This is a genomic window from Haloterrigena salina JCM 13891, from assembly GCF_000337495.1.
In the GTDB taxonomy this organism is placed as follows: domain Archaea; phylum Halobacteriota; class Halobacteria; order Halobacteriales; family Natrialbaceae; genus Haloterrigena; species Haloterrigena salina.
Genome location: NZ_AOIS01000027.1, coordinates 1 through 20,975 on the forward strand (window position 1 = coordinate 1; position 20,975 = coordinate 20,975).

Here is a 20,975-nt window from a genome sequence, read left to right on the forward strand (position 1 = left end):
GCGTCCTCGCTGATCGAGGAGACCATCGGGATGATCATGATGCCGACCATGACCGACGCGGAGAGCAAGTTGAACAGGCTCACCCCGAGTCCCAACTGCTGGAGCCACGGCGTCAGGTAGACGAGCGCGAAGAATCCGTAGACGACGGTCGGAATCCCGGCGAGGATCTCGAGCGCCGGTTTCAGCACCGACCGCATCCGATCGCTGGCGTACTCGCTCAAGTAGACCGCGGCGGCGGTGCCGATCGGTATCGCGACGAGCGCCGAGACGATCGTCACGGTGAGCGTGGCGCTCACCAGCGGCAGGATGCCGAGAATCGGGTTTTCGCCCCGCAGGACCCACCTCGTTCCGGTGAAGAACGAGAACGGATCGACCATTCGAAAGAATTCGATGGTGTCGATCGCCAGCGTGACGATAATGCTGATCGTAACGAAAACTGTCAGTGCCGCACACCCAAATAACAGCCCGTGGTACAACCGTTCCTTTGCGTTCCGTGCGTTCGCCGATCGCGTCAGATCGGCTTCTATCGATGTCTCACTCATTTTCTGTTCGGTTTCCTCCAGAAAATCGAATCGGTCGCTCGCGTTACTCGCCCGCCGCGTCCTCGAGCTTGCTCATGTTCTCGTCGACCATGTCCTGGTTCGCCGGGACGTAGCCGACCTCGTCGGCGATCCAGTCGGCGCTCGAGTTCTCGAGGTAGAACTCGACGAAGTTGTAGACCGGATCGCGCTCGAGGGAGCCCTCGGCGGGATAGATGAACAGCGGTCGGGCCAGCGGATACGACCCGTCCTTGGCCGCCTCCAGGCTCGGGGTGGTCGGCTCGTCGTCCTCGCTCTCTGCGATATCGAGGGCCTTGACGCGGTCCTCGTTTTCGGAGTAGTAGGCGTAGCCGAAGTATCCCATCGCGTACTGGCTGTCCTCGAGGCCCTGAATGATGGTATTGTCGTCCTCGGTGCCCTCGTACTCGGTCCGGTGGCTGCCGCCGTTGACGTTCTCGGTGAACCAGTCGTAGGTCCCTGAGGTCGTGTCGGGGCCGTAGAGCTTGATTTCCTCGTCGGGCCAGTCGGACTCGACGTCGGACCACGTGGTGACGCTGTCGTCGCTCCAGATCTGTGCCAGTTGGTCGAAGGTCATGCTGTCGACCCAGTCGTTATCGGGGCTGACGGCCACCGTGAGCGCGTCGCCGCCGATGTGCATCTCGATTGGCGTGACGTCGTTCTCGGCACAGTGGTCCTCCTCTTCCGACTTGATCTCCCGCGAGGCGCCGTTGATGTCGGCGTCGCCGGGACAGAAGTGGTTCTCGAAGCCGCCACCGCTGCCGGTCGAGTCGACCGTGACGTTGACGTCCGAGTTCTCGTCCATGAACCGCTGCGCCATCTCGTCGGAAATCGGGAAGACGGTACTCGAACCCTTGACGATAACTTCACCGTTGTCGTCCCCGTCGCTCGTTTCACTGCAACCCGCAATAGCGACCGTACCCATAGCACCGGTCGCGGCGATGAACTTCCGTCGCGATACTGCGTCGCGTCCGAACTGGTTGTCTGCCATCACCAGAAGGCAGCCACAGTTAATAAAAAAGCGATGCTATGACTAATATATATTCATACGTAGCTATATATCCCGATATTGGCCAATTGGTACGCCAGTTGAATGCGGCACATATGGGCACTCCAAGGGCATGAAAAGCCCCATCTGGCCATGAGTATTCATCATCACTGTTCAGTCTACCTGCGTAACAGTTCTCCGACTACGGTCGAAAGGTCGATTCTATATACCCGAGTCTGACCAGCGGTTCGGAACTGGAGTCCGATCGCGCGGTACGACCCGGATTCGGCTACACGTCCTCGAGGTCGTCGAACAGCGCCGTTACCCGCCGCTCGACCTCGTCGCGAATCTCGCGGACGCGCTCAGGCTCCTTCTCGCCGGGATCCTCGAGCGCCCAGTCGCGGACGTCGACGTCCTCGCCGACCGTCCCGACGTCCAGGGTCGAACAGCCCATCGTCGCGACGTAGTCACAGGAGCGCAGTTCCTCGACCGTGATCTCACGGGGCGTCCGATCGGAGAGGTCGAAGCCGGCGTCGGCCATCGCCTCGAGGACGCCGTCGTGGACCGCGTCGGCGGGATCGGTCCCGCCGGTCAGGATCTCGACGCGGTCCTCGAGGCCGCGGGCCTCGCGTTCGCGCTCGGCGAAGGCGGTGGCCATCTGGGAGCGGCCGGCGTTGCGGACGCACATGAGGGCGATACGGGTCGTGTCGGAGGAATCGGTGGTGGATGACATCGATGTTTGTAGCGGTTAGTCGTCGGTGGGGGTCTCTCGAGTTGGTGCGGTCGGTTCGCCGGCGTCGCGGCCGCCCCAGTCCAGTTTCCGCTGGAAGTACAGCGCGACGTGGACCAGCGCGAGCAACACGGGGACCTCGATGAGCGGGCCGACGACGGTCGCGAAGGCGACGCCGGAGCCGACGCCGAAGACGGCGACCGCGACGGCGATCGCGAGCTCGAAGTTGTTCGAGGCCGCGGTGAAGCCGATGGCCGTCGTCGTCGAGTAGTCCGCGCCGACGCCCCGACCCATGCCGAAGCTCACGAGGAACATGACGACGAAGTAGATCGTCAGCGGAACGGCGATCAGCAGCACGTCCGCGGGTGCGGCGACGATGTTCTCGCCCTGCGTGGCGAACATCACGACGACGGTAAACAGCAGGGCGACCAGCGTGACCGGGTCGATCTTCGGAACCAGGACCTCGTCGTACCACTCCTCGCTCTTCGCTCGCGTGCCGACGTATCGGGTGAGAAAGCCCGCGGCGAAGGGGATCCCGAGGAAGATTACGATCGCCTCGAACACCTGCATCGGCGTGACGTCGAACGTCGAGATGCCGCCGACCAGCGCCTCCATTCCCAGCAGCGGCGGCAGGAACAGGGCGAAGAACCAGACGTAGACGCCGTAGGTGACGATCTGGAAGAGGCTGTTGAAGGCGACCAACCCGGTCACGTACTCGGTCGATCCCTCCGCCAGTTCGTTCCAGACGAGCACCATCGCGATACACCGGGCCATCCCGATGAACACGAGTCCCAGGAAGTACTCGGGTCGCGCGGGCAGGCCGGGCACGAACCCGCTGAAGAAGAACACCGCGAGCCCGAACATCAGCGTCGGGCCGATCAGCCAGTTCTGGACGAGGCTCAACCCGAGCACGCGCCAGTTGCGAAACACCGTCGGCAACCGTCCGTAGTCGGCCTTCGCCAGCGGCGGGTACATCATGGCGACGAGCCCGATCTTCACGAGGTGGAGGTCCTGAATCGGCTCGGTCACCGACGGCGCCGCGTAGCCGAGGCCGACGCCGACGGTCATCGCGGCGAAGATCCAGACGGTCAGGTACTTGTCGAGGAAGTCCATCGACCGCGGATCGCCGCAGGCCTCACGGTGGCAGTCCGGGCCGTGTTCGTGCGTCGCGTTACTCATCGCTCACGCTCCCCTCGAGGACGGTCACGAGCGCGACGGCGCGGTTGGTCGCCCGGTACTTCTTCCAGCGGCCGTCCTTCCGTGAGTCGACCAGCCCCGCGTCGACGAGGTTCGAGAGGGCGTGGCTGAGCCCGCTCTCGCTGACGTCGACGACCGCGTTGAGCTCGCAGACGCACAGCTCCTCGCCGGCCGCCACGAGGACGCGAACGAGCGCGTAGCGCGTCTCGTTGGCCAGCGCCGAGAGCACGTCCAGTTCAGTTTCGACTCGAGCCGTCCCGAACGTCTCCCCGAGCGCGTCGAGTTCATCGAGGCGACACTCGAGGTCCTCGCTTCGGCACTCGCCGAGCTCGTCCTCGAGGTATCGCTGTAGTCGGTCCGTCGCTTGTGCCATCGGGACTGAGTTGAGAAAATATTCAATTATCTATTCCGGTTACTGTGTGCTTGGCCGAATTATATGGGAGATATCCCAGATATTCGTCGTCACGAGGCGTCTTTCACTTGAACGCTCTCTAAATCGCTCTATGAGGACAGACCAAGCTGACGAACCGCGTCCCGTTCGAACGGCTCCCGCTCGAGCGAGCGAGTGCGGTCGACGGCAACGCGACGGAACGGCGTTTACCGGCGCGTTCGGAACGAAAACGGGGAGTTCGGACCTGGTCTTCGTCGAGGGACAGCCCCCGGAATCCGACGGCTTGCTCCGGGCCGACGAGTCGCCGTCCCGACAGCTCGAGCGCTGTCTGGCGACCCTCGAGTCGGAGTTGGGGCGGCGCGGCCGCGACCGCCGACGCCGCGATCGCGATCGAGGAACCGACGTCAGAGACGCGGCTCAGTAGATCAGTTCGTCGTCGTTTTCGACCATGTACAGCGTCCGCGCGGCGATGTTGACCGCGTGGTCGCCGACCCGTTCTAGGTCCCGGATCGTCAGCAACATCCGCGAGACCTCGTCGGAGAGCGCGTCGGGCGTGAGCCCGATCTCCGCCTCGAGTTCGGTCTCTAGGAGGTCCCGGACGACGAACTCGCTGGCGCTCTCGCAGCGGCGGTCGATCTCGTCGTCCTCGGCCGCGACGTCGCGTGCGCCGACCGCGTCGTCGTCGGCGTAGGCCGCCATCGCCGCCTCGACCATCTCGACGACCCGCTCGCCGATGTAGCCGATGTCGACGTCGGCGTACCGGCGCCGTTCGGCCCGCCGGGCGTACTCGGCGAGGTTGACGGCGAGGTCGGCGATCCGTTCGAGGTCGGTGATGATCTTGAACGAGGCGGCGACGACGCGCAGGTCGCTGGCGACCGGCTGCTGGAGCGCGACCAACTCGATACACGCCTGCTCGAGCTCGAGGTAGCGTTCGTTGATCGCGTGATCGCCCGTGATCACGGCGGTCGCGAGGTTCTCGTCTTGGGTCTCGAGGGCCGCCAGCGCCTGTTCGAGGCGCTCGCAGACGCGGTCGCTCATCTCGAGGACGCCCTCGCGCAGCCGCCGGAGTTGCCGCTGGTACTCGTCCCGGGGCATCGCCGGTCAGCCGAACTTACCGGTGATGTAGTCCTCGACGCGGTCGTGCTCGGGGTTTTCGAAGATCTTCTCGGTGTCGTCGAACTCGACGAGTTCGCCGCCGGTGAGGAAGACCGCCGTCTTATCGGAGATGCGGGCGGCCTGTTGCATGTTGTGGGTGACGACGACGACGGTGTACTCCTCGGACAATTCCTCGATCAGCTCCTCTATCTTCGCGGTGGCGATCGGATCCAGCGCCGACGCCGGCTCGTCCATCAGGAGGACCTCCGGGTCGGGGGCGATCGCCCGGGCGATACAGAGGCGCTGCTGTTGACCGCCGGAGAGGTCCAGTCCGCTCGAGTCGAGTTGGTCCTCGACTTCCTCGAGTAAGGCCGCTCGCTCGAGGGCCTGTTCGACCTTCGCGTCGACGTTCTCGTCGCGTCCCTGGACCCGCAGCCCGAAGGCGACGTTGTCCCGGATGCTTTTCGGGAACGGGTTGGGTTTCTGGAAGACCATCCCGATCTTCCGGCGTAAGGCCACGGGGTCGACGTCGTCGTCGTAGACGTTCTTCCCGTTGAAGTGGAGATCGCCGTCGACGCGGGCGATATCGATGAGGTCGTTCATCCGGTTGATACACCGGAGGAACGTCGACTTCCCACACCCCGATGGCCCGATGAGCGCGGTTACCTCCCCCTCGGGAATCTCCATGTCGATGCTCTGGAGCGCCTGATCGTCGCCGTAGTAGACGTCGAGATCCCGCGCCTCGAGCGCGATCGATTCCGGCTCGGTTCCGGCTCGCGTCTCGGTCGTCGACTCCGGTTCCGCGACCGTCTCGTCGGTAGTCTGCAGTGACCCGGTCGGTGCGTCCAATCCCATTTAGGTCCGCTTCCGTTGGGGCAACTAAATACTCCGCTATGTTTCCTATATAGAGATATATTTGTGTACTGTTATGGGGGTACGAGTATGTTTTGGTGTAGACACAACATATGGGAATATAGCGGGATTGGGGCCACATACGCGACTATAGAATTTCTCAATAGACTCGGGTAGATTTATGTTGTATCCATAGAAAGCGTCACATATGGAGACCCGAAAGGTCCAGGTGACCGGCGGATCGACGTACACGGTGTCGCTTCCGAAGACGTGGGCTACCGAGAACGATATCAGTAGCGGCGCGACGGTCGAGATCTACTCGGAGGACGATACGCTGCTCGTCACCCCCCAGCGCGAGGCCGACCACCAGGAGGGGACGCTCGACGTCTCCACCCTCGAGGACGAACAGCTCGTCCGGGCCGTCCTGACGATGTACGTCAGCGGCTTCGACGTCATCCGCCTCGAGTCGGGCCGCATCACGACCGATCAGCGACGGGCGATCCGCAGCGCCGTGCAGGGACTGGTCGGCGTCGAGGTCGTCGAGGAGGGAACGGAGAGCGTCGTCATTCAGGATCTGCTCGACTCCTCGGAGCTGTCGATCGTCAACGCGGTGACTCGCATGCGCCTGATCGCGACCTCGATGCTCGAGGACGCCGTCACGGCGCTGGTCGAGAACGACGACGACATCGCCCAGGACGTCATCGAACGCGACGACGACGTCGACCGCNGCTCGAGGACGCCGTCACGGCGCTGGTCGAGAACGACGACGACATCGCCCAGGACGTCATCGAACGCGACGACGACGTCGACCGCCTCTTCCTCGTCGTCTCGCGGATCTTCCGCGCGACGCTGCGTTCCCCGCGGGCCGCGGAGGGACTCGGCGTCTCCCGCGAGGACTGCTTCGACTTCCACTCGAGCGCCCGCCAGCTCGAGCGGGTCGCCGACCACGCGGTCAAGATCAGCCAGATCGCGAAGAAGCTCGACGAGATCCCCGAGCGCGTCGCCGAGGCGCTGCTGGAGGTTCACGCCGATGTCGAGACCATCCTCGAGAAATCGATGGACGCGCTGTTCGCCGAGGACACCGACGAAGCGACCGACCTCGGCCACGACGCCCTCGCGTCGGTCCGCGAGATCGACGAACACACCCGCCGCATCGACGACATGCTCCGGGAGCTCGAGCCGGTGCAGGCCCAGTCGCTGGGGCTGATCGTCGACTCGCTGTCCCGGAGCGCCGACTACGGCGGCAACATCGCCGAGACNCAGGCCCAGTCGCTGGGGCTGATCGTCGACTCGCTGTCCCGGAGCGCCGACTACGGCGGCAACATCGCCGAGACCGCCCTCCAGAAGGCCGCGCCGCGGCCGTAGCGCCCGCCGACTCCCCCGCGAGTTCCGTTTTGCTCCCCGCTTTCCGTGACGGGTCCGTCTCCGTCGCATCCGCCGGCAGCGCGTGGCGCACTCAGAGCGCGAGCAAACTCGACGAGACGAAGACGCGTACGACGACGGCCGTCACCGGCGCGAACACGACCAGCGTTCCGAAACTCTCGAGTTGCGGGTGCGGGTGAACGAGCAGCGCCGCGAATGCGCCTGCGGCGGTGAGCGTGCTCCCGAGCAGCGCCGATCCCGACGACCGCGGTCTCGAGCGCCGCGAGCGCACCGATCGGGCGGCTGTCCCGCGCCCCCGACGCGCTTTTCTCGAGCGCGTCCCTTTCCACGCGTACCCGTGTCCGCGTCCGTCTCGGAGTTCGCGTTCGAACTCGAACTGTGCGCCCGTCTCGAGGAGCGCCGCGAGGAAATCGTCGCCCGCCAGCTCGGCGCGAGTGTCGCCGATCCCGGCGGGCGGATCCTCGACGTCGTCCGCGTCGAGCCCGGCCCCGCGTTCGACGAGCGCGCCGCGATTACGAGCGAAGCGATTCCCGACGCGGCGATCGCGGCCGACGTCGGCACCGGCCGCGCTCGCTACTGGAAGGACGCCTTCGACTGCCACCCGGATCGCGCACAGCGGGCGATGGAGCGCGCCTGCGAGATCGGTTTCTTCGAACGCGAACTCCGAAACGGGCGCGACTACGTCCGACAGACCGCCCGGTATCCCGACTGGTACGACCGCATCGTCGGCATCGAGAACAAACCCGATCTCGGGCGGCCGGGCGACCTCGAGGCCCAGTTGCGGACCGACGTCAGCCTCGCGCTGGTCGACGAGATCGTGCTGGCGACCGAGAGTTACGTTACGCGCGCGCACCTGCATAGAATTCCGGACGAGGTCGGCGTCTGGCGGGTCCACCGCGACCCCGACGCCTCGTCGCTCGAGATCGAGGTCGTCCGCGAGCCGACGCGGCTTTCCGTCGACCGGCCGGGGATCGAGCCCCTCGAGTCCCACCCCGGCCGGACCGAGATCGACGTCGTCGACGCCGACGCGAAGGCGCGAGCGCGCCGGCGCCTCGCCGAACGCGCCTACGGCAAGGGCTGGCGGACCTACGACTTCCCCGACTGCGGGTCCTGCCGGCCCGACGACTCGAGCGGCGCGACGCTGCCGTACTGCGCGTGGAAGGGCCGCGTCGTCGACGCGCGGTCGGAGTGCGGTCCGTCCTGTGAGGGGTACGATCCCCGGCCGTCGGACTCCGAATCGGCGGCGTCGGACGCCGACGTCGACCTCGAGGCCGAGCGCGACCGCCGAACGCCCTGGGTGGCCCGGCCGGAGGGGACACAGCGCCGGCAGTCCGGACTCGATCAGTTCGGCTAAATCGGACCGTTCGGCGAGAGACCGCTGCGGTCCGTCGTTCTACTCCCCGCAGTGTCTAGCTTAAGCTGTTTGACGTGCTACGTATTCACATGGCGAGGAAGACACTCGTTCCGGTCGACGGCTCACCGCAGGCCGACGCGGCGCTTCGATACGCGCTGGAAGAGTTTCCGGAAGCGGAGATCACCGTACTACACGTAATTCGGCTCCCGAAGGGCTACTGGTCGGTTCTGGTCGAATCGGAAACGGAGTTTCCCGGACACGAGCGAGCGGAAGAGCACGCTCGCACGCTCTTGGAAGCGGCCGAGAATACTGCATCCTCCTTCGACCATCCCGTCGATACGACGATCGAAAGAGGCGATCCGTCGCGGGAAATCATCGACTACGCCGTCGCGAACGGCGTCGACCAGATCGTCATGGGCAGTCACGGACGGCAAGGCGCCAGTCGGCTCCTGTTCGGAAGCGTCGCGGAATCGGTCGTTCGACGCGCTCCGATGACCGTCGTCGTCGTCCACGAGGCCGGCTGATCGTCCCGCCCCGAGAAATAACTCGAGTGAGAGCCCGCGGGCGGGGGCCGCTACGGCCGCGTTTCCGGCCGCTACTCGCCGTCGTTCTCGCCGCTCTCGACGACCCGGAAGCCGCCGGTGAACTCCTCGCCATCGGCGTCGCGGCTGCCGTAGCGATACGCGCCCGGGACCGTAAAGAGGCGGTCGAACTCGTCGCCGCTGGATCGCTCCTCGACCGTCTCTTCGTCCACTTCTTGGTCCCAGATACACCGCTCGGGGATGTCGATCGGGTAGGGCTCCGTGCTCGAGCCCTCCCACCGCCAGACGAGGAGCGTCTCCGGATCGATCTCGAACGCCGCGGGCTCGAAGCCCCCTCCCTCCGGATCGACGGTGATCGTCACCTCCTCCTCGCCGGTATGGTCCTCGAGATCGACCTCTTCGAGGGCCGCCGACGCGTTTCGCTCCGTCGTCTCGTTCGACTCGTCGGCTCCGTCCGAGCCGTCGGATTCGGCGGAACCGTTAGCGCCGTTCGAACTGTCGGGGTCGGCGTCGTTCCCGTCCTCACCGAGACAGCCCGCGATCGCGGCGACTGCCGCGGTCGTTCCGACCACGCGCCGTCTGGTCCACTCCATAGGAATCGATGCGACCTCGAGACCCTTGAGGGTCGGGCCGGCAACAGTCCAGCGGCGACGAGGAACGGTCGACGAGGTCTCGAAACCGCCCGAGTTCAGCTCCGTCGCCGTCACCGATCGGCGTCGGCGGCGGGGAGCGTGAACGTAAAGGTCGCTCCCGTGCCCGGTTCGGACTCGACCCAGATACGCCCGTCGTGGCGGTCGACGATCCGCTGACAGAGCGCCAGTCCGATCCCGGTTCCCTCGTACTCCTCGTGGCTGTGCAGGCGCTGAAACACGTCGAAGATTCGCTCCTGATCGTCCGGTTCGATCCCGATCCCGTCGTCCTCGACGGCCACCCGCCACTCCGTCCCGTCGCGTTCCGCCCTGACGTGGATCCGCGGCGGCTCGTCGCCGCTGAACTCGATCGCGTTCGACAGCAGGTTCTGGAACACCTGTCGGAGCTGGTCGGGATCGCCGGAGACGCGGGGGAGCGCGTCGGCCGTGATCCGGGCGTCGCGCTCGTCGATCTCCATCCGGAGGTCCGCGAGCGCCTCCTCGAGGACGGCGTCCAGCTCCGTCGGTTCCAGCGGAGTGCCCTCGCTGTCGACCCTGGAGTACTCGAGGAGGGCGTCGATCATGCTGCGCATCCGGTCGGCGCCGCCGATGGCGAACTCGAGGAACTCGTCGGCGTCGCCGTCGAGGTCGTCGCCGTACCGAGCCTCGATCAGTTGGAGGTAGCTCGAGACCATCCGCAGGGGCTCCTGCAGGTCGTGGCTGGCGGCGTAGGCGAACTGCTCGAGCGATTTGTTGGACTCCTCGAGGCGGGTGATGTAGCGGCGCAGTTCCGCCGACTGGTTGCGCCGAACGAGGAGGGTGTTGAGCCGCCGAAAGAGGGGATCCGGATCGATCGGCGCGTCGACGACGTCGTCGACGAGCAGCGGCGAGTCGCGGGTCTCCGGGTCCGGCAACGAGATCCGAACCGTGCTGTCCGGGCGGCGAACGAGGACCACCGGACAGAAGACGGGATCGTTCGCTTCGACGCGTTCGCGGAGTGGGGCGTGGTACTCGGGGAACGTGCGGTCGTCGACGAGGTAGAGGTCCGCGTCGCTAACCGACCGGTCCGTGATGACCNCGCTCAGAGATGTGTATAAGAGACAGGACGGGATCGTTCGCTTCGACGCGTTCGCGGAGTGGGGCGTGGTACTCGGGGAACGTGCGGTCGTCGACGAGGTAGAGGTCCGCGTCGCTAACCGACCGGTCCGTGATGACCTCGTACCGGTCGCCGAGGAGTTCTCGGACCGCGGCGCGGTTCCCCCGTTCTCCGATGAGCAGTTGGATGGTGCTCTCACTCGGTTTCATGTATGGTGAGTTGATAGAGGGTCGCTTACGAACGGTCGAGGCGGCTGATATCGGACGGATCGTCGGTTCGAGGGGTTCCCTGCAGAATGCCGGAGAGTCCGGTCAGCGGGTCGCCGACGCGGATCCCGTCTTCGGCGATTTCGAACTCGCGCAAGGTGTGTTCGAACCCGCCGGTGCGCTTTTTCAGGACGCCGACGACCTTCCGGAGGCTACCGTCCATCTCGACGTAACTCAGGAACGCGATGTTGTCGGCGACGTAACTCAAGTTGCTGTCCGTCGCGCTCGAGATGCCCGTGATTTCGGCGATCTCGTTGGTGATCAACACCGTCACGCCGCGGCTCTTCAGGTACCGCGTGAGTCCGTGGAGGTCCCGGATCAACTCCGTCTCGTCGCCGCGAATCGAGACCGTGTAGCCGCCGATCCCGTCGATCATCACGATATCCGTCTCCTGGCGGTCGATCTGGCGTTTGACCGTGTGCGCGAACTCCTCGCTCGAGAGCGCGCGCGGTTCGATCTCGGTTATCGACAGCGTCCCCTCCTCGCGCAGCCTCGAGACGGGAATGCCGATGGACTCCGAGCGGTGTTCGTACGTCTGGGCGTCCTCCTCGAAGAGATAGATCGCCGACTTGAGTCCGTCCTCGGCCGCCTTCGCCAGGAACTGCGTCCCGGTGGAGGTCTTACCGGCGCCCGTCGGCCCGCTGATGAACGTCACGGTCCGTTGGTCGAAGCCGCGACCGATCAGGTCGTCGAGTCCGTCGATGCCGGACCGGAGCAGGCGCGATTCGAACGGCCGGTCGGTTCGCACGGGCACGAGTTGCGGATAGACCTCGATCCCGTCGTCGCGGATCTCCATGCCGTGGTCCCCCTCTCGCTGCCCGAGCGCGCGGTGTTTCGAGACCTGTATCCGGCGACCGCCCGTACCCCGATCCAGTTCGATGATCCCGTCGCTGAGCGATCGGATCTCCGTGTCGTACTCCTGCTCCGGCGACCGCGTCGCGGTGGTGATGACGGTCACGTCCCTCTGCTTGAGAAACCGCATAAACGAGAGGATCCGCTTGCGGAACTGGTGGTCGTTCGCTTCGACGTAGCGCAACTGCGTGATCGGATCGATGACGACGCGGTCTGGCCCGATCTCGCGGATCGCGTCGTGGATATCCTGCGTGTACCGCTCCCGCTCGATGTCGCTCGGATTCACTAGATCGTACGAGTAGTCCTCGGTGAAGAACTCGGAGTCCGGCCCGAGATCGAGAAACGCCGCGTCCGAGATATCGACGCCGACCGCCTCGCCGTTCGCGAGGATCTCCTCGCGGGACTCCTCGCCGTGAATGAACAGCACCGTCTCGTCGTTCCGGAGCCCTTCCTCGAGGAAGTGCATCCCGAGCAGGGTCTTCCCCGTTCCGGGCTTTCCCTGCACGAGATACATCCGACCGGTGACGAGGCCCCCACAGAGTAGTTCGTCGAGACCGTCGACCCCGCTCCGTATCGATGTAACGCGAGAACCCATACACTCGCTCACGAGAGTGGGCGTAATGAATGGATTCCTTCGCGAACCGGATGACAGCGGTCGTACCGGTATTTTAGCGCGAATTACCGGCGGTATTATATCCGGTCGACGGTCGGGAGCGAGCTACAGCTCGTACTGTTCACCGTCGACCGCCAGCGGCTCCTCGAACGCCTCGTCGGCGGGGTAGTAGTGGGCGAGGTGGACCAGCCGCGTCCGCTCGGCGTTCAGTTCGGCGGCCAGATCGAGGGCGCCCTCCCGAGTCATGTGCTTCGTCCCGAACGTCCGGGGGACGCCGTCGTCGGTCTCGTGGCGCCCGCCGGCGGGATGGTACTCGCAGAGGTGGGCGGGGACGATGGCGTCGGCCAGCAACAGGTCGGGTTCGGCCAATGCTTCGCGGGACTCTTCGGGAATGTTGTAGCTCGTATCGCCGGAGATCGATAGCTTCGCTCCGGTTACGGGGTCTTCGATCGCGAGTCCGTAACAGACCAGCGGCGGGTGTTCGACCGGCACCAGGGTGACGTCGAACCCGCAGACGTGAATCGTCTCGAGTGGCGTCGTCGGGCGGACCTCGAGCGGATCGAGGTAGTGGTAGTCGTCGCGGACCGTCTCCGCGACGCTCTTTCCCGTCTGCGGGTCGGTCTCGTCGGCGGCGTAGACGGAAAGCGAGTCGAAGACGCGGAAGACGTTGCCGAGCCCGTCGAGGTGGTCGAAGTGGATGTGGGTGATGACGGCGGCGTCGGGCAGCGGCACGTCCTCGCGGAGGAACTGGTACCGAAAGTCCGGGCTGAAGTCGATCAGCAGCGACTCGTCGACCCGTTCGTTCTCGACGTGGACCGAAAATCGGGTGCGCTCGACGCCGCGCTCGCGGGCGGCCTCGCAGGTGTCGCAGTCGCAGCCGACGGTCGGCGTGCCGGTGGTGTCGCCGGTGCCGAGCAGGGTTACGCGCATCGGTACGGCCTCCTCAGCGGGTTGGTTTCGGCGGTGACGGGCTGCGTCGCGGTCCAGTCCTCGAGGCCGTCGACTCGTCGTCGCGGGTGCGGACGGATCGCGTTGCCGTCGGCCGCCGCGTCGTCCTGTGGCGATCCATCGCTCATCGAGGTGTGATTAGCAGCCGTCGCATAAAGGGTATTCCCCATCTCCCGTCTCCCGTCGGTCGAATTGACCGGCTCACTCCTCCGTCCCGGATTCGCTGTCGACGCGACCCTCGTGCTCGTGATCCCGCAGCAGGTCCGGTTCGACGTCCCGGAGGACGGCCTCGTGGGTCGCCTCGAGGACGACCGGCGGCGCGCTGTCTGCCTCGACGGCCTCGAGCCACCGCGCGACGCACAGACACCACCGGTCGCCGGGCTCGAGGCCGGGGAACTCGAACTCCGGACGCGGCGTGACGAGGTCGTTGCCCCGCGCTCGGCTGAACCGCAGGAACTCCTCGGTCATCACCGCACAGATCTCGTGGCGGCCGCGGTCGCCCTCGACGCGCCGGCAGCAGCCGTCCCGCAGGAAGCCCGCCATCGGGTCAGTGCTGCAGGGCTCGAGTTCGGTGCCGTAGACGTTCCGGTCCTCGAGGTCGTCGGTCATAGGCGGGCAGTCGGAGGCCGCCGGGAAAAGGGTGTGCGTCGCGGTCGACCGCGGAGGGCCGACGAAGGCGGTCGGACGACCTGTGACGGCGGCGAGTCGTCTGCGCTCACTCGCGGTCCGACCTCGGTTCTGGTTCCAGTCCCGGCGGCGCCACCGGCTCGATGCCGCGCTCGGCGAGATACTCCTCGAGGAACTGCGCGCGCTCGCCAATCTCGGTCGGGCGGTGGGAGTCCGTGCCGACGGTGACGGAGACGTCGTGGGACCGCAGCGTCTCGAGGAACGGGTCGGACGGGTGGACGAGCGCCACGTCGGAGACCGCTCGCCCGGCGTTGATCTCGGGGACCGTCCGCGACGCCGCGAGCGCTTCGGCCACGCGTTCGTAGTGGTCCGCCGTCGCCCGCCCGCGAAGCGGGGCGGTCCGCTCGATCAGATCGAGGTGGGCCGCGACGTCGAACAGCTCCGACTCGACGAGCGAGACGAGGGTCGCGAAGTAGTCGTCGACGATCCCGTCCAGCTCCGCCTCGGTTAGCTCCGCGAAGTTGCTCGGGACCTGGACGTTCTTCCCGTCGACGCCGTGGACGCTCCCAATCGTGTAGTCGAAGTTCGCATCGGCGAGGAACTCGCGGATCTCGTCCTCGTCGCGCGGGTCGTAGTCCATCTCGACGCCGTCGTAGATCTCGATCGAGCGGTCTTCGCGCTCGCGCTCCGTCTCGATCGCTCGGCGGCGGCGCTCGTAGGTCAGATCCAGATTGAAGCCGTAGACGTTCCGGACGGTCGCGGGTTCCTCGCGGGACGAAACCGTGCAGTGGTCGGTGAACCCGATCCCCTCGAGGCCGGCCTCCTCGGCGGCCTGGACCATCCCGCGCAGAAACTTCCCGTCGGAATAGTTCGTGTGGGCGTGGAAATCCCTCATACGGGTACGACACGGAGCGAGCAGTTGACAGTTACGCAGGCCAACGCCCCGCGCGACTCGAGGATGCGACGCGTCGCGAGCAGACGTCAGCATATGGGTCGGCTGCGGGCGGATTCAGAATATCGGTCGACCGCAGACAGCGGTCAGTGGTCGTGATCGTGATCGTGGTCGTGGTCGTGCGAGTGACCGCTCGGCTCGCCCCCGTCGCTGGCCTTCCCGAGGTCGCCGCCGGCGACCAGCGCGTCGTGGTCGCCGCCCATCATGTCCATGTTCTTCAGCGTGTCCCGCTCCTCGAACTCCTCGACGGCGTTGAGCAGGTCCTCCTGGGTCAGCGTCGTCCGGTCCTCGGTCAGGGCCTCGAGGACGGCCTCGCGGAGCACCATCCGGAGGTCGCTGCCGGTCAGCCCCTGCGTGGCCTCGGCGATGAGGTGGGGATCGAACTCGTCGATCTCCATCCGGCGGGTGATCAGCGAGAGGATGTCCGCCCGCATGTTGTTGTCGGGCTTGGGGAAGTTGATGATCTCGTCGAAGCGCCGCCAGGCGGCGTCGTCGAGTTGGTCGGGGTGGTTGGTCGCGCCGATCAGCAGGACGTCGTCCTCGATCAGCGAGATGTTGTCGATGCTCTTGAGCAGGGTGTTAACGGCGCGTTTGAGCGCGGCGTGTTCGTCGCTGCTGCGGGTCTTGGCGACGAAGTCGAACTCGTCGATGAACAGAATACAGGGCGACAGGCGCTTTGCGACCTCGAAGGTCTTGTCGACGTTCTTGGCCGTCTCGCCCAAGTACTGGCTCGTGATCATCGAGAGTTTGACCTCGACGAACGGCAGGTCCATGTCCTGGGCCAGTGCCTGCGCCGTGGAGGTCTTCCCGGTGCCCGGCGGGCCGACGAACAGCAGCTTTCCGATCTCGCGCAGGCCGATGTTCGAGAGGTAGTCCCGGTGTTCGATCGCCTTCGAGATCTTGTCGAGTTCGTTCTCTTGATCCTCGGTCAATACGAGGTCGTCGAGGGACATGTCGACCTCCTCGGGGGCCCGAACTTCGACGAGATCCAGCATCTCCTCGTCTTCCTCCTCGTCGAAGTACTCCTCGAGGAGGCCGTCGATCCAGACCCGATCGGCCTGGATCGGCCGGTTTTCCTCTCGCGCTTCCTCGTGGGTGACGTCGAACGTCTCGCCGAACTCCTCGTGTTCGGCGAAGTGTTTCGCCAGCGTCGGGTTCTCGCGCAGTCGGCTGTCGTCGACGCGCTCGGCGAACCATTTCTCTGCCATCCCCTGCTGGGCGAGGGTGATCGTCCCCGAGAACTCGTCGCGCTCGGTGAACATCAGCTCCGAGACGGCCTCCCACGGCCGACTGACGTCGGTCGCCTCCCGGGCCGTCGTCGTCGTCACCGAGAGCGGACGACTGATGCCGGCGGGAGTGCGTCCCGACTCGTCGTCGTCGCCGTCGCCGTCGTTCTCGACGCCGCCGGTCCAGAACACGCGGCGATACGCCGGCGGCAGATCGTTCTCGTCCAGCGTTCGGTCGTCCGAATACACGCTCGTCGTGAGCAGGAACTCCACGACATCGAGCGCCGCATCACTCATTCGGTCAACGTACTCACCACACGTTCTTAACGTCGTCGTCCTGCGCAAGGTCTGCGCCACCGTTTGGCACAGTCTCACTCGCACTCGAGTCAGCCGTTTCGAGCCGCCGCGTACCCGACCGCGGCACAACGGTTTTCGTCCACCGGCGCACATGCATGGATATGAACGTCTTAGTGGGCCTCGTCGGGAGCGACGAATCCCTCAAAACGCTCCAGCAGACGATCGAGCGCACGCGGGAGGTCGGGGACGATCTCACCATCGCCGTCGTCGAAAAGCCCGAGTCGAAACGCTCGCAGGAGGAAATGGTCGAGCGGACCGAGGAGTTGCTGACCGAGACCGGCATCGACGCAGAGATCGTCACCCTCGAGGGCGACCCCGGCAGTGCGCTGGTCGACCACGCCGAACAGGGCGAGTTCGACCAGCTCGTGATCGGCGGCGGCACCCTGAGCCCGATGGGCAAGATCCAGCTCGGCCCGATCACCGAATTCGTCCTGCTGAACGCCCCGACGACCGTCAAACTGGTGCGATAACGATGGCCGGAACGAGACCGTATCCGGACGACCCGGCCGGACCGTTCCCCTCGCCGCCGACGACGGTCGAGGACCGCGAGGGTCGATCGATCGAGATCCGGGCCACGAACGACTTCGAGGAGACCCTCGAGGACGTCGTCGAGATGTACGTCGCGTTCGACCCAACGGACCGCGCCCAGGGGATCCCGCCGACCGGCGAGTCGCGCATCCGCAACTGGCTCGAGACGATCGCCGACGAGAGCGTCAACGTCGTCGCCTACCACGAGGACGACGTCGTCGCCCACGCGATGCTTGTCCCTGATACCGACGACCCGTCGGCGGTCGAGGACCGCAGCGACGTCGAGTGGGAACTCGCGATCTTCGTCCTCCAGGAGTACCAGCGAGCCGGGATTGGGACGAAACTGCTCGAGCACCTACTCGGTCACGCCGGCGACATCGGGATCGAACAGGTGTGGCTGACCGTCGAGCGCTGGAACAACCCCGCGATCGCGCTCTACGAACGGGTCGGCTTCGAGGCGACCGGCACCGAGAGCTTCGAACAGGAGATGGCGATTCGGCTGTAGCGAACGGACATCTCTCTGCAGCCTCGGCGATCGGATCGCGGGTCTCCGCGGCCTCGTCCGCGAACTCGGTCTCGACGATCCGGTCTACCCGGCCGTCGGGAACCCGTTTCGCTCTCCAGAAAATCACTGGCTGAGAACCGTCCCGCACTTATATCGAGAAAGTCGGTGTCGTAGCGGATGCAGTCGGCGTGGCGGTGGTGTAGCGTAACACACGCCCGTTCCACGGGTGTGCCGAAGGTTCGAATCCTTCCCGTCACATCCCTTTTCGCGGTTCGGTACTCGTCCAGGGTCGACGCGTCGCGGAGCGACGTCGGCGAAACTCCTCGCCCTACTCCGTAGAGTACGGTGCTCAGTTTCGTCACCGCCTCTGCGAACTCACACCGACAGGACCGGTTGGCTCGCGTAGGAGAGCACGTACTCGGCGGCCCGCTCGAGGACTTCGGCCGACGCGGTTTCGGTGACCGGCTCCCTTGGAAGGACGATGAAGTCGGCGTCGACGGCGTCGGCGGTATCGAGGACGACGTTGCCGGGGTGGCGCGTCTTACGCGTCTGCGAAAAGCCGTCGTCGACGGAGGTCACGAGCGGGACGTCCGCCTCATCCGCGATGATCCTGATGTCCGCGAAGAATCCCTTCGTATCCTCCGCGACGTCGTCCTCCTCGAGGGTGCCGGCGTTCATTCCCTGCACGACGCCCCTGCCGAGTACGTACAGGGCGTGGACTTCCGCGTCGTAGCGGTCGGCGACGGCGACGGCGCACTCGACGGCGGTGGCGGACTCCTCGCTCCCGTCGACCGGCGCGAGTACGGTGTCGACGGTAACCGGCTCACTGACCATACGCGGTGGTGTGTCCCCCGTCACAAAAAAGCCACCCCACGACCGCCCGCTCGCGGGGCGGAGCCGCCGGTGTTTAAGCCGTCTCGGCTGTAACCCCCGTGCATGTTCGATACGGTCGTGGTCGCCACCGACGGCTCCGAGAGCGTCAAGCGAGCCGTCGACGTCGCGCTCGATCTCGCCGACCGCTTCGACGCCGAGGTCCACGCGCTCTCGGTCGTCGACGCCAGCGAGGTCGACGCCTCGCCCCAACAGCTCCGGGCGGAACTGCGGACCGCCCTCGAGACGACCGCCGACGCCGCGCTCGCGACGGTCGAGGAGCGAGCCGACGCGGACCTCGAGATCGACACCGCCGTCCGCGAGGGCCGGCCGGCCGCCCAGATCTGCGAGTACGCCCGCGAGATCGACGCCGATCTGGTCGCGACCGGGACCCGCGGTCGCCACGGCGAGAACCGGCTGCTGCTGGGGAGCGTCGCCGAGCGGGTCGTCCGTACCTCGCCGGTTCCCGTCCTGACGGTTCGACAACTCGATCCCGCCGGTGAAGGTGGCGACGACGAGGCGGCCGGCGCCGCCTGAGCCGCGCGCAGCGAGTTCTACAATAACAACTGGAACAGATTCACACACCGATCGCACGACAGCCGTGCGATCGGGTGTGCACTGACTTTCAGTGGCGACTGGCACCGACGCCGTCGCGCCTCGACGGCCGAGACCGGCGATTACTTCCGGACCCGTCACGCAGTCGTTGCCATGGACGAAGAACTCATCGACAGCGGCGATCTCCCGCTCGCCCGCAAGTCCGTGCTCCCGGGAACCGGTTTCTTCCTGCCCGACGCGCTCGAGGAGGACGTCGAGGACGAGCAGGCCGCGGCCGCCCTCGAAGGCGCTCGAGTCGCCGTCATCGCCGACCCCGACGCCGACGGGTTGGCCTGCGTCGCCCTGCTCCGCGAGGCCTACGACGACGTGCAGAACGTCCCGGAGCCGGACGACGAGGACGACGCCGACGAATCTACTGACGCCGACGTGCCGACCGACGCCGCAGATGCTGCCGACGCTGTCGACGATACCGACGAAGTGGCGGCGGGACTCGCCGGCGAGGCCGTCGATCCGCTCGAGGACCCCGAGCCCACGCCCCACGAAGTAGCCCTGATCCCCGCCAGCCCCCACGACGTCGAGGACGCGCTGGCCCGCGTCGCCGAGTTCGGCGACGAGGGGATCGATCTCTTCGTCTGCGATCTCGCGCCGGACAGGTACGAGTACGTCGAGGAGGAACTCGAGGCGGCCCTCGAGACCGCCGACCGCGTCTCGTGGTACGACCATCATCAGTGGAACGACGACGTCGCGCAGGCGGTCCGCGACGCCGGCGTCGACCTCGTCGTCGGCGACTCCGACGAGGAGTGTTCGGCCGACGTCGTCTACCGGTCGCTCGAGTACGACTTCTCGCCGGTGTACGAGGAACTGGCGGCCGTGACCCGAGATCACGACCTCTGGCTGCGGGAGGATCCGCGCAGCGACGATCTGGCGGACTACGCCTACTGGACCGACCCGGCGGAGTACGTCGAGGTCGTCCGCGAGTACGGCGTCGACCTCCCCGAGTGGGTCCGGGAGTTCCTCACCGAGCGCCGCGAGGAGAAGGAGGCGTTGATCGATCGGGCGCTGGCCCGCGCCGAGTTCCGCGAAATCGGTGACTACACGGTCGGGGTCACTTACGGCCGCTGTTCGCAAAACGAGGTCGCCGAGGGGATGCGCGAGCAGGGCGCCGACGCCTCGGTCGTCGTCAAACCCGCCGGCTCCGCCTCGATTCGAGGCACCGACGCGTTCGACCGCTGCCACGAGGTCGCGGGGAAGGTAAACGGCGGCGGCCACCCCAAGGCCGCGGGCTGCAAGCCCGACATCTACGACGACATGCTCGACTACGCGAACCACTGGACGTCCCGCGGCGCCGTGACGAAGCAGGTCATCCTCGACGCCTTCCGCGAGGTCGTCGCGGACGAGAACGAAGACGCCGACGCGGCGACCGACGAGACGTAACCCGACGGAGGAACGGACGGCCGACTCGAGGCCGTCGCGGTCGATTCGGGAGCGCGAGCGTCCTCCCCCTATCGGGTGCAGTTCTCTCGCTCGTCGGAATCCCAAACGACTTTGGAGTTATCACTAATGGGGAGACTATTGATCGTCTACGTACGGCAGGATTCCCTTCATAACCACTCGGCCGTGTCGAATCCGAGCTCCTGCATCCTGCCGGCATCCATCCCGTCAATCGTCGCTATCGCTCCCATCCTCATTTCCCCCGATTCCGTACTGATGCTCGCGTAGAATTCGGTACCGCTGAGAGACCGTACCTGCTACCGCTGCGCGACGTACCGCATCACGAGCTGCAGGACGTGGACGAAGACGCCGGCCACGGCGACGTAGACGCCGATTGTCTGGAGCGCGACCTGTCTCTTATACACATCTCT

23 protein-coding genes, 1 tRNA gene and 2 pseudogenes are annotated in these 20,975 nt (G+C 65.9%); 9 read left to right on the plus strand and 17 right to left on the minus strand.

The window, feature by feature from the left end:
* From C477_RS06480 to C477_RS06500, 5 genes are all read right to left on the minus strand, one after another.
* A partial coding sequence (locus tag C477_RS06480) for a PstC family ABC transporter permease (RefSeq protein ID WP_008893656.1) occupies nucleotides 1–542 on the minus strand: 542 nt, incomplete at its 3' end.
* 43 nt (nucleotides 543–585) lie between these two features.
* Nucleotides 586–1,548, minus strand: coding sequence for a PstS family phosphate ABC transporter substrate-binding protein (locus C477_RS06485; protein WP_008893657.1), 963 nt, complete (start codon nucleotides 1,546–1,548; stop codon nucleotides 586–588).
* Between the two features lie 286 nt (nucleotides 1,549–1,834).
* Nucleotides 1,835–2,278, minus strand: a complete 444-nt coding sequence (locus tag C477_RS06490) for a low molecular weight phosphatase family protein (protein ID WP_008893658.1) — start codon at nucleotides 2,276–2,278, stop codon at nucleotides 1,835–1,837.
* 15 nt (nucleotides 2,279–2,293) lie between these two features.
* Nucleotides 2,294–3,454, minus strand: a complete 1,161-nt coding sequence (gene arsB, locus C477_RS06495) for an ACR3 family arsenite efflux transporter (RefSeq protein ID WP_008893659.1) — start codon at nucleotides 3,452–3,454, stop codon at nucleotides 2,294–2,296.
* The gene (locus C477_RS06500; protein ID WP_008893660.1) at nucleotides 3,447–3,845 is read right to left on the minus strand and encodes an ArsR/SmtB family transcription factor; all 399 of its coding nucleotides are present in this window, start codon (nucleotides 3,843–3,845) and stop codon (nucleotides 3,447–3,449) included. The genes arsB and C477_RS06500 overlap by 8 nt, the downstream gene beginning before the upstream one ends.
* Nucleotides 3,846–3,975: 130 nt before the next feature.
* Here C477_RS06500 and C477_RS06505 point away from each other — a divergent pair, with 130 nt between their 5' ends.
* Nucleotides 3,976–4,287 (plus strand): hypothetical protein, encoded by a 312-nt coding sequence (locus tag C477_RS06505; RefSeq protein ID WP_008893661.1) that lies wholly within the window; start codon nucleotides 3,976–3,978, stop codon nucleotides 4,285–4,287.
* Here the strand turns inward: C477_RS06505 and phoU are convergent.
* Both phoU and pstB read right to left on the minus strand, forming a co-directional pair.
* Nucleotides 4,281–4,958 carry a phosphate signaling complex protein PhoU gene (gene phoU / locus C477_RS06510; protein WP_008893662.1) on the minus strand — a complete coding sequence of 226 codons (678 nt, stop codon included), beginning with the start codon at nucleotides 4,956–4,958 and terminating at the stop codon, nucleotides 4,281–4,283. The two genes, C477_RS06505 and phoU, sit on opposite strands and share 7 nt — an antisense overlap.
* A gap of 6 nt (nucleotides 4,959–4,964) precedes the next feature.
* On the minus strand, nucleotides 4,965–5,813 hold the full coding sequence (gene pstB, locus C477_RS06515) for a phosphate ABC transporter ATP-binding protein PstB (protein WP_008893663.1): 849 nt from the start codon (nucleotides 5,811–5,813) through the stop codon (nucleotides 4,965–4,967).
* Nucleotides 5,814–6,018: 205 nt separating this feature from the next.
* Here pstB and C477_RS06520 point away from each other — a divergent pair.
* A pseudogene (locus C477_RS06520) lies at nucleotides 6,019–7,175 on the plus strand (PhoU domain-containing protein).
* A 91-nt stretch (nucleotides 7,176–7,266) separates the two neighbouring features.
* Here the strand turns inward: C477_RS06520 and C477_RS06525 are convergent.
* A complete protein-coding gene (locus tag C477_RS06525; RefSeq protein ID WP_008893664.1) occupies nucleotides 7,267–7,464 on the minus strand; it encodes a hypothetical protein in 198 nt (65 codons plus the stop codon).
* Between the two features lie 66 nt (nucleotides 7,465–7,530).
* Here C477_RS06525 and C477_RS06530 point away from each other — a divergent pair, with 66 nt between their 5' ends.
* Together C477_RS06530 and C477_RS06535 are read left to right on the plus strand one after the other, a co-directional pair.
* Complete coding sequence (locus tag C477_RS06530; RefSeq protein ID WP_008893665.1) at nucleotides 7,531–8,547, plus strand: DUF5787 family protein; 1,017 nt, start codon at nucleotides 7,531–7,533, stop codon at nucleotides 8,545–8,547.
* Between the two features lie 89 nt (nucleotides 8,548–8,636).
* Nucleotides 8,637–9,071, plus strand: a complete 435-nt coding sequence (locus tag C477_RS06535; protein ID WP_008893666.1) for a universal stress protein — start codon at nucleotides 8,637–8,639, stop codon at nucleotides 9,069–9,071.
* Nucleotides 9,072–9,142: 71 nt separating this feature from the next.
* Here the strand turns inward: C477_RS06535 and C477_RS06540 are convergent, their stop codons facing one another.
* The 8 genes and pseudogenes from C477_RS06540 to C477_RS06570 form a co-directional block, all read right to left on the minus strand.
* Entirely contained in the window at nucleotides 9,143–9,682 is a 540-nt protein-coding gene (locus tag C477_RS06540; RefSeq protein WP_152423287.1) for a cupredoxin domain-containing protein, read from the minus strand.
* Between the two features lie 110 nt (nucleotides 9,683–9,792).
* Nucleotides 9,793–10,788: pseudogene (locus C477_RS06545) on the minus strand (sensor histidine kinase); the annotation flags it as partial.
* A 260-nt stretch (nucleotides 10,789–11,048) separates the two neighbouring features.
* Entirely contained in the window at nucleotides 11,049–12,527 is a 1,479-nt protein-coding gene (locus C477_RS06550; RefSeq protein WP_008893668.1) for an ATPase domain-containing protein, read from the minus strand.
* Between the two features lie 123 nt (nucleotides 12,528–12,650).
* On the minus strand, nucleotides 12,651–13,475 hold the full coding sequence (locus C477_RS06555) for an MBL fold metallo-hydrolase (RefSeq protein ID WP_008893669.1): 825 nt from the start codon (nucleotides 13,473–13,475) through the stop codon (nucleotides 12,651–12,653).
* Entirely contained in the window at nucleotides 13,466–13,621 is a 156-nt protein-coding gene (locus tag C477_RS23800) for a hypothetical protein (protein WP_160168008.1), read from the minus strand. Before C477_RS23800 ends, C477_RS06555 begins: the two co-directional genes overlap by 10 nt.
* Nucleotides 13,622–13,694: 73 nt before the next feature.
* Nucleotides 13,695–14,102 carry a DUF2237 family protein gene (locus tag C477_RS06560; protein ID WP_008893670.1) on the minus strand — a complete coding sequence of 136 codons (408 nt, stop codon included), beginning with the start codon at nucleotides 14,100–14,102 and terminating at the stop codon, nucleotides 13,695–13,697.
* 106 nt (nucleotides 14,103–14,208) lie between these two features.
* Nucleotides 14,209–15,015 (minus strand): histidinol-phosphatase HisJ family protein, encoded by an 807-nt coding sequence (locus C477_RS06565; RefSeq protein WP_008893671.1) that lies wholly within the window; start codon nucleotides 15,013–15,015, stop codon nucleotides 14,209–14,211.
* Between the two features lie 143 nt (nucleotides 15,016–15,158).
* Nucleotides 15,159–16,595, minus strand: coding sequence for an ATP-binding protein (locus tag C477_RS06570; protein ID WP_008893672.1), 1,437 nt, complete (start codon nucleotides 16,593–16,595; stop codon nucleotides 15,159–15,161).
* A gap of 161 nt (nucleotides 16,596–16,756) precedes the next feature.
* Between C477_RS06570 and C477_RS06575 the strand changes: the two genes are divergently transcribed.
* The 3 genes from C477_RS06575 (at nucleotide 16,757) to C477_RS06585 (ending at nucleotide 17,946) form a co-directional block, all read left to right on the plus strand.
* Nucleotides 16,757–17,125, plus strand: coding sequence for a universal stress protein (locus C477_RS06575; RefSeq protein ID WP_008893673.1), 369 nt, complete (start codon nucleotides 16,757–16,759; stop codon nucleotides 17,123–17,125).
* A 2-nt stretch (nucleotides 17,126–17,127) separates the two neighbouring features.
* Nucleotides 17,128–17,688: a GNAT family N-acetyltransferase gene (locus C477_RS06580; protein WP_008893674.1), complete on the plus strand. Its 561-nt coding sequence runs from the start codon at nucleotides 17,128–17,130 to the stop codon at nucleotides 17,686–17,688.
* A 188-nt stretch (nucleotides 17,689–17,876) separates the two neighbouring features.
* A tRNA-Gly gene (locus tag C477_RS06585) sits at nucleotides 17,877–17,946 on the plus strand.
* A gap of 117 nt (nucleotides 17,947–18,063) precedes the next feature.
* Here C477_RS06585 and C477_RS06590 read toward each other — a convergent pair.
* Nucleotides 18,064–18,522 (minus strand): universal stress protein, encoded by a 459-nt coding sequence (locus C477_RS06590; protein WP_008893675.1) that lies wholly within the window; start codon nucleotides 18,520–18,522, stop codon nucleotides 18,064–18,066.
* 102 nt (nucleotides 18,523–18,624) lie between these two features.
* Between C477_RS06590 and C477_RS06595 the strand changes: the two genes are divergently transcribed.
* Nucleotides 18,625–19,095 (plus strand): universal stress protein, encoded by a 471-nt coding sequence (locus tag C477_RS06595; RefSeq protein ID WP_008893676.1) that lies wholly within the window; start codon nucleotides 18,625–18,627, stop codon nucleotides 19,093–19,095.
* Nucleotides 19,096–19,266: 171 nt separating this feature from the next.
* Nucleotides 19,267–20,547, plus strand: a complete 1,281-nt coding sequence (locus tag C477_RS06600) for a DHH family phosphoesterase (RefSeq protein ID WP_008893677.1) — start codon at nucleotides 19,267–19,269, stop codon at nucleotides 20,545–20,547.
* Nucleotides 20,548–20,975 lie beyond the last annotated feature (428 nt).